The sequence below is a fragment of the Rhizobacter sp. P3_B12 genome, from assembly GCF_056402895.1.
Map to the genome: position 1 here is coordinate 1 of NZ_JBFUGN010000275.1, position 6,727 is coordinate 6,727.

At 67.6% G+C, this 6,727-nt stretch carries 8 protein-coding genes; 5 read left to right on the top strand and 3 right to left on the bottom strand.

Annotated features, from left to right (window positions below; translation table 11 throughout):
* Positions 1 to 664 precede the first annotated feature (664 nt).
* Both AC1D01_RS15750 and AC1D01_RS15755 read right to left on the bottom strand, forming a co-directional pair.
* Positions 665 to 1,060 (bottom strand): COG4315 family predicted lipoprotein, encoded by a 396-nt coding sequence (locus AC1D01_RS15750; RefSeq protein WP_477867797.1) that lies wholly within the window; start codon positions 1,058 to 1,060, stop codon positions 665 to 667.
* Between the two features lie 70 nt (positions 1,061 to 1,130).
* A complete protein-coding gene (locus AC1D01_RS15755; RefSeq protein WP_477867799.1) occupies positions 1,131 to 1,409 on the bottom strand; it encodes a hypothetical protein in 279 nt (92 codons plus the stop codon).
* A gap of 180 nt (positions 1,410 to 1,589) precedes the next feature.
* Between AC1D01_RS15755 and AC1D01_RS15760 the strand changes: the two genes are divergently transcribed.
* From AC1D01_RS15760 to AC1D01_RS15780, 5 genes are all read left to right on the top strand, one after another.
* Complete coding sequence (locus AC1D01_RS15760) at positions 1,590 to 2,741, top strand: branched-chain amino acid ABC transporter substrate-binding protein (RefSeq protein WP_477867801.1); 1,152 nt, start codon at positions 1,590 to 1,592, stop codon at positions 2,739 to 2,741.
* A 79-nt stretch (positions 2,742 to 2,820) separates the two neighbouring features.
* Positions 2,821 to 3,378 (top strand): YaeQ family protein, encoded by a 558-nt coding sequence (locus tag AC1D01_RS15765; RefSeq protein WP_477867803.1) that lies wholly within the window; start codon positions 2,821 to 2,823, stop codon positions 3,376 to 3,378.
* 89 nt (positions 3,379 to 3,467) lie between these two features.
* Positions 3,468 to 3,749 (top strand): GNAT family N-acetyltransferase, encoded by a 282-nt coding sequence (locus AC1D01_RS15770; protein WP_465113160.1) that lies wholly within the window; start codon positions 3,468 to 3,470, stop codon positions 3,747 to 3,749.
* 110 nt (positions 3,750 to 3,859) lie between these two features.
* The gene (locus tag AC1D01_RS15775) at positions 3,860 to 5,944 is read left to right on the top strand and encodes a prolyl oligopeptidase family serine peptidase (RefSeq protein ID WP_477867805.1); all 2,085 of its coding nucleotides are present in this window, start codon (positions 3,860 to 3,862) and stop codon (positions 5,942 to 5,944) included.
* A 1-nt stretch (position 5,945) separates the two neighbouring features.
* Positions 5,946 to 6,515, top strand: a complete 570-nt coding sequence (locus AC1D01_RS15780; RefSeq protein ID WP_477867807.1) for a DUF924 family protein — start codon at positions 5,946 to 5,948, stop codon at positions 6,513 to 6,515.
* An 8-nt stretch (positions 6,516 to 6,523) separates the two neighbouring features.
* Here the strand turns inward: AC1D01_RS15780 and AC1D01_RS15785 are convergent, their stop codons facing one another.
* The gene (locus tag AC1D01_RS15785; RefSeq protein ID WP_047587341.1) at positions 6,524 to 6,682 is read right to left on the bottom strand and encodes a DUF3309 family protein; all 159 of its coding nucleotides are present in this window, start codon (positions 6,680 to 6,682) and stop codon (positions 6,524 to 6,526) included.
* Between the last annotated feature and the right edge of the window lie 45 nt (positions 6,683 to 6,727).

Here is a 6,727-nt window from a genome sequence, read left to right on the forward strand (position 1 = left end):
GTTTCATGGCCCGTCGCCGAAACTCCCGTCACTCACTTCGTTCGTTGTGGTCAAACAGTCGGCGACAGTCAGTTCACGATCGCGCTGCGCGCGGGGCCATCAAACCAGCCAGCTCCGGCGCCCCGGCTTTATTGGCGCTCCACAGCCTCCCCCCACCCGCCTTCTGCCACCGCTCTGCCTTTTGGGAGGTGACAAGCGAACAAATGAGGGTTGATGCCCGGGTTGGCACCCGGGCGCGCCGTGCGTGGTTCTTCGCATCGGGCCACTGTTTCGGCAAAGGCACGGTCGGGGGTATCGGTCGCAGCAAACACGCATGACGCCCCCGGGTGCCAACCCGGGATCAACGCCCACTTGTTCGCTTGTCACCTCCCCAAAAGAGCGGTGGTGCCACAAAGGCGCGGGTGGGGAGKCTGGGGAGCGCCAATCAGGGCGGGGCGCCGGAGCTGGCTGGTTTCATGGCCCGCGTGCGCAGCACGCTTCGTGCACTGACTGTCGCCCACTGTTTGACCACAACGAACGAAGTGAGTGGCGGGAGTTTGGGCGACGGGCCATGAAACCAGTCAGCGGAGGGCAGTCATYGCCCCGCCAGGGGCAATGACTGCACCGACCGGCGAGCCCCAGACTCCCCGCCCGCGCCTTCCGCGCCAACACAACGAACAGAAACTCAGGGCGTGGCGGTGTGCCACACGCCGTTGAAGCCGTCACCGGTCTTCTCGCCCGGCTTCATGTCCTTGGCCCAGAAGTACAGCGGCTTGCCCTTGAAGGCCCATTGCTTCTTGCCGTCGTCGCGGGTCACGACGCTCCAGTCGCCGTTCGCCTTCGCGGCATCGTCGGCCATCAGCGGCGGCCAGTTGGTCGCGCACGGGCCGTTGCAGACGCTCTTGCCGGCGCCGGCCATGTCGCGGTCGAAGGTGTAGAGCGTCATGCCGTTGGCAGCGCCCACCAGCGCGCCATCGGCGGTCTTCGCAGGCGCCGGGGCGCCCATCATCGACGACATCGTCGAACAGGCGGCCAGCAGCAGCGCGCCAAGCAGCGGAACGAGGGTCTTGGTCTTCATCATCAGGGTCTCCATGGGTGTGAGGATCCCCTGTGTACGCCCGGAAGGGCGTCCCTATTGCAAACCGGGCGATCTATTTCTTCTTCAGCGCCTTGCCCAGCACCTCGACCAGCAGCCCGGTCATGCCGCCCTCATGCACCGCCGCCCGCTCGTTGAGCTGCTGCGCCAGCTCCGACGGCAGCTTGCAGGCGAACGGCACCAGCCCCGCGGCCGCATCGCGGCGGCGCTGCTCGCGCTTGTCGACCGGCACCGCCGCCTCCTGGCCGAAGCGTCCGGGCACCCCGCCCGACTTCATCTGGTTGTTGATCTTCAGGGCCAGGTTCTTGGCCAGGTCGAACTTCTTCTGTGTCATTTCTCAAACTCGAATGCGCGGCGATGTGCGAATTGTCACCCCTGCGGCCATTTGGCAGTGAGTACCTGCCTTGCGTTGGGCGTCGATGCAGATACATTTCCACTGAGACAACTTGTCACCGCTTCGTCCACGTCGTCGCACCGTTCGATGACGTTTGATTACATCTCTGGAGAACCCCGCATGCGCATTTTCCGTCCCGCCCGGCTGTCATCGGTCGTGGCTGCCGCCTCCCTCGTCCTGCTGGCGGCTTGCGGACCGAGTGTCCCGCCCAGCATCAAGATCGGCGTGGCGCAGCCGCTGTCCGGCCCGTCGGCCGCGCGGGGCCAGGATCTGCTGAATGGCGTCAAGATGGCCGCCGACGAGCTGAATGCCGCGGGCTTCAAGGTGGCCGGCAAGGCCGTGAAGATCGAGATCGTCGCCGTTGACGACAAGGCCGACAAGGAAACCGCCAAGAAGGTCGCGCAGGAACTGGTCGACCAGAAGGTCACCGCGGTGATCGGGCACCTGAGCTCGGACATCTCCGAGGTCACGATCCCGATCTACAAGGCCGCCAACATCCCGCAGCTGTACACCTCGTCGGCGGTCGACCTGGCCAAGCAGGGCGACGGCAACACCTTCCGGCTGGTCGCCAACGACGGCCTGCAGGCCAAGGCGATCGGCGGCTACGTCGCCGAGAGCCTGAACGCGACCAACGTCGCGATCATCTTCGAGGACACCGCCTTCGGCCGCCCGATGAGCAAGGACGTGAGCGAGGCGCTCGGCAAGCTCAAGAAGAAGGTCACGATGAACGAGTCGGTCAGCAACAAGACCACCGACTTCGCCGCCTTCGTCGCCAAGGTCAAGGCCACGCCGCCCGACGTGCTGGTGGCCGTGCTGCGCGACAACCAGCTGCTGCCGCTGTTCGAGCAGATGAAGGCCGCCGGCCTGTCGGGCGTGCCGGTGCTGTCGACCAACTCGTCGAAGACCGAAAAGCTCGCCAAGGCGCCGAACGACGTGACCACGCTGTACGTCACCTCCAGCGCGCTGGAGCCGCGCGAGTTCGCGGCCGGCCAGACCTTCCTGAAGAAGTTCCAGACCGTCTTCAAGGCCGATCCGGTGTGGGCCGCCCACTACGCCTATGACGCGATGTACGTGCTCGCCGATGCGATGCGCCGTGCCGACAGCGTCGACTCGGTCAAGCTGCGCGAGAAGCTGCACACCATCGACCCGGTGTCGCCGGTGACCAGCTCGATGCGCTTCACCGCCGACGGCGAACAGGCCTACGGCGCGATCACGGTGTACCGCCGCCGCGACGGCCAGTGGGAACCGCTGATGCGCTCGGACCGCTGGTAAGCCTTCCGAAGCTTCGTCCTGAAAGGGGTCTGGTCTAATCCAGGCCCCTTTTGCTTTTCTGGAAAGCTCGCACCCCGCCATGGCATTGAAAGCCACCATCTACAAGGCCACGATCCAGCTGGCCGACATGGACCGCAATGTCTATGGCGACCACGGCGTGACGATCGCCCGCCACCCGTCGGAGACCGACGAGCGGATGATGATGCGGCTGCTCGCGTTCGCACTGAACGTGCCGGCCGACAACGACAACGGCGCGCTCGAATTCGCGAAAAGCCTGTGGGACACCGACGAGCCCGACCTCTGGCAGAAGGACCTGACCGGCCAGATCATGCAGTGGCTCGAGGTCGGCCAGCCCGACGACAAGCGCCTGATGAAGGCGAGCCCGCGTGCCGAGCGCGTCACGGTGTACAGCTTCAGCCACAGCACGCCGATCTGGTGGGCCGGCATCGCGAACAAGGTCACCCGGGCGCGCAACCTCGCCGTCTGGCAGGTGCCGGCCGAGCAGAGCCAGGCGCTGGCCGCGCTCGCGCAGCGCACGATGCAGCTGCAGGTGACGGTGCAGGACGGCACCGTCTGGGTCGGCGACGGCACGCGCAGCATCGAGGTGACGCCGCAGCGGCTGACTCCCGAGGCCTGAGGCCCTCAGCGTGAATCCGGTGGAAAAAACCGCTCGGGTGCTGGCAGACTCCGGCTGATCATCAGTTCGCCGTTGGAGGAGACCCGACCATGAGCCAACCCGTGCTCGTCACCCACAACCCGGCGCAGCAGCGCTTCGAAGCCACCGTCGATGGCCAGCTCTGCGTGGCCGACTACCGGCTCGCCGGCGACGTCATGCAGATGACGCACACCGAGGTGCCGCCGGCGCTGCAAGGCCGCGGCATCGCCGGCGAGCTGGTCGAGGCCGCCTTCGACCACGCGATGACCGAGAACCTGAAGATCGATCCGCAGTGTTCGTACGTGCGCGCCTACATGGAGCGCCATCCGGAAACCTCGTTCCTGAGGGCATGAACTTGACGTTCCCCATTTCGTCCCGCATCTCCGCCACCCGCCGYCGCCTGCTCGCAGGCACCGTCGGCGCCGTTGCCACTCCCCTGCTGGGCCTGACCGCCACGCCTGCCATGTCGCAAACCCCTGCCTCCTCCGCTGCTGCATCAGCCGCCACCGGCGCCGCTGCCGATCCGTTCGCCTGGCTCGAAGAGGTGCAGGGCGAACGCGCCCTCGCCTGGGTGCGCGAGCGCAACGCCGCATCGCAGAAGGAGCTGACCGCGCGCCCCGAGTTCGCGCCCACCCGCAGCCAGCTGCTCGAGGTGCTGAACGCGAAGGACCGCATTCCGGCCGTCTCGCGCCGCGGCGACTGGCTCTACAACCTGTGGCAGGACGAGAACCACAAGCGCGGCCTGTGGCGGCGCACCACGCTCACCGAGTACCGCAAGGCCGAACCGGCCTGGGACACGGTGATCGACCTCGACGCGCTCGGCGCCGCCGAGAAGGAGAACTGGGTCTGGGGCGGCGCCGCCGTGCTCGGCCCGGACTACCGGCGCTGCCTGGTCTCGCTGTCGCGCGGCGGGGCCGATGCGAAGGTGGTGCGCGAGTTCGACGCCGTCACGAAGCAGTTCGTCAAGGACGGCTTCACGCTGCCCGAGGCCAAGTCCGAGGTCGACTGGCTGGACGAGAACACGATCTACGTCGGCACCGATTTCGGCCCCGGCTCCCTCACCGATTCGGGCTACCCGCGCATCGTCAAGCGCTGGAAGCGCGGCACGCCGCTGGCGGAGGCCGTCACGGTGTTCGAGGGCGAGGCCAAGGACGTGGCGGTGAGCGTCAGCGTCGACCGCACGCCGGGCTTCGAGCGCATCGTCTTCAGCCGCGCGCTCGACTTCTACAACAGCCACCAGTTCCTGCTGAGCGGCGACAAGCTCGTCAAGCTCGACGTGCCGGACGACGCATCGGTGGGCTTCCTGCGCGACACCATCCTGCTGCACCTGCGCAGCGATTTCCAGGCCGGTGCCGAGAAATTCGCGAGCGGCTCATTGGTCTACGGCGACGCGGCCGCGTACCTGCGCGGCGAGCGCAAGCTGCGCGCGCTGTTCACGCCGACGCCCACCCGCTCGCTGTCGGGCTACACCACCACGCGCGACCACGTGCTGCTGAACGTGCTCGACAACGTGGCCGGCAAGCTGGAGCAGTGGCACAAGGGGGCGGATGGCTTCACGCGACGCGAGATCGCCGCGCCCTTCCCCGGCGCGCTGGGCATCAGCAGCCTGCATGACCCGCTGATCAAGAACGACCCGCTGGCCGAGCGCTACCTGCTGACGTACACCGATTTCCTGACGCCCGATTCGCTGTACCTCGCGAGCACCGCGAACGACGACCGCGAGCTGCTGAAATCGCGCAAGGGCCTGTTCGATTCGAAGGGCATGCGCGCCGAGCAGCGCTTCGCGACCTCGAAGGACGGCACCCGCGTGCCCTACTTCGTGGTCTGGCCGCAGGGCGCGAAGGCCGACGGCAGCAACCCGACGCTGCTGTACGGCTACGGCGGCTTCGAGATCTCGCTGAAGCCGTGGTACTCGGGCAGCTTCGGCCGCGCCTGGTACCAGCGCGGCGGCGTGCTGGTGGTGGCCAACATCCGCGGCGGCGGCGAGTTCGGCCCGGCCTGGCACCAGAGCGCGGTGAAGGCGAACAAGCAGCACAGCTACGACGACTTCATCGCGGTCGCCGAAGACCTGGTCGCGCAGAAGATCACCGCGCCGCGCCACCTCGGCATCATGGGCGGCAGCAACGGCGGCCTGCTGGTGGGCGCCACCTTCACGCAGCGCCCCGACCTCTTCAACGCGGTGGTCTGCCAGGTGCCGCTGCTCGACATGCGGCGCTTCCACACGCTGCTGGCGGGCGCCTCGTGGATGGCCGAGTACGGCAACCCCGACGACGCGGCCGAGTGGGCCTTCATCTCGAAGTACAGCCCGTACCAGAACGTGCGCAAGGGCGTGAAGTACCCGAAGGTGCTGTTCACCACCTCGACGCGCGACGACCGGGTGCACCCGGCCCATGCCCGCAAGATGGCGGCGCTGATGCTGTCGCAGGGGCACGAACTGCTGTACTACGAGAACATCGAGGGCGGCCACGGCGGCGCGGCCGACAACGAGCAGCGCGCGCACCTGCAGGCGCTGGAGTACAGCTACCTGTGGCAGCAGCTGGGTCGTTGAGATGGACCCGCGCGCGACCGAGCTGCTGGACTGGTGGTTCGGGCCCGAGCCGGGTGAGATGCGCGCGCTGTGGTTCACGAAGAGCGCGCAGACCGACCAGGAGATCGCCGAGCGCTTCGGCCTGCTGATCGACGAAGCGCTCGCCGGCGGCTTGCGCGATTGGCAGGCGTCGGCCGACGCGGCGCTGGCGCGCATCCTGCTGCTCGACCAGTTCACGCGCAACGTGTTCCGCGACCGCGAGCGCTCGTTTGCCGGCGATGCACTGGCGCTGGCCGCCGCCCGGGCGCTGTGCGACAGCGGGCTCGACCTGGGCCTGCCACCGCTGCGGCGTGCCTTCGCCTACATGCCGTTCGAGCATGCCGAAGACCCGGCCTGCCAGGACGAGGCGGTGGCGCGCTTCACCCGCCTCGCGCTGGAGGCCCCGGTGCTGCAGGGCATGCTGGACTACGCGCACAGGCACCGCGAGGTCATCGCGCGCTTCGGGCGCTTTCCGCACCGCAACGCGATCCTCGGGCGGGCTTCCTCTCCCGAGGAGGCCTTGTTCCTGCAGCAGCCGGGGTCGCGCTTCTAGCCTGCGTTCTAGATCCTGCCCATCAGCAGCAGCACGATCAGGATGATCACGACCAGCCCGAGCCCACCGCTCGGGCCGTAGCCCCAGCTGCGACTGTGCGGCCAGGTCGGCAGCGCGCCGACCAGGATCAGGATCAGGACGATCAACAGGATGGTTCCGAGCGTCATGTGGTGCCCCTTGTTCTGGTGAGTGATTCGAGGCCTCCACGGTAA

Excerpts from the sequence above, each read along its gene's own strand:
- AC1D01_RS15750 (WP_477867797.1), bottom strand. The coding sequence starts at position 1,060 with ATGATGAAGACCAAGACCCTCGTTCCGCTGCTTGGCGCGCTGCTGCTG.
- AC1D01_RS15755 (WP_477867799.1), bottom strand. The coding sequence starts at position 1,409 with ATGACACAGAAGAAGTTCGACCTGGCCAAGAACCTGGCCCTGAAGATC.
- AC1D01_RS15760 (WP_477867801.1), top strand. The coding sequence starts at position 1,590 with ATGCGCATTTTCCGTCCCGCCCGGCTGTCATCGGTCGTGGCTGCCGCC.
- AC1D01_RS15765 (WP_477867803.1), top strand. The coding sequence starts at position 2,821 with ATGGCATTGAAAGCCACCATCTACAAGGCCACGATCCAGCTGGCCGAC.
- AC1D01_RS15770 (WP_465113160.1), top strand. The coding sequence starts at position 3,468 with ATGAGCCAACCCGTGCTCGTCACCCACAACCCGGCGCAGCAGCGCTTC.
- AC1D01_RS15775 (WP_477867805.1), top strand. The coding sequence starts at position 3,860 with ATGTCGCAAACCCCTGCCTCCTCCGCTGCTGCATCAGCCGCCACCGGC.
- AC1D01_RS15780 (WP_477867807.1), top strand. The coding sequence starts at position 5,946 with ATGGACCCGCGCGCGACCGAGCTGCTGGACTGGTGGTTCGGGCCCGAG.
- AC1D01_RS15785 (WP_047587341.1), bottom strand. The coding sequence starts at position 6,682 with ATGACGCTCGGAACCATCCTGTTGATCGTCCTGATCCTGATCCTGGTC.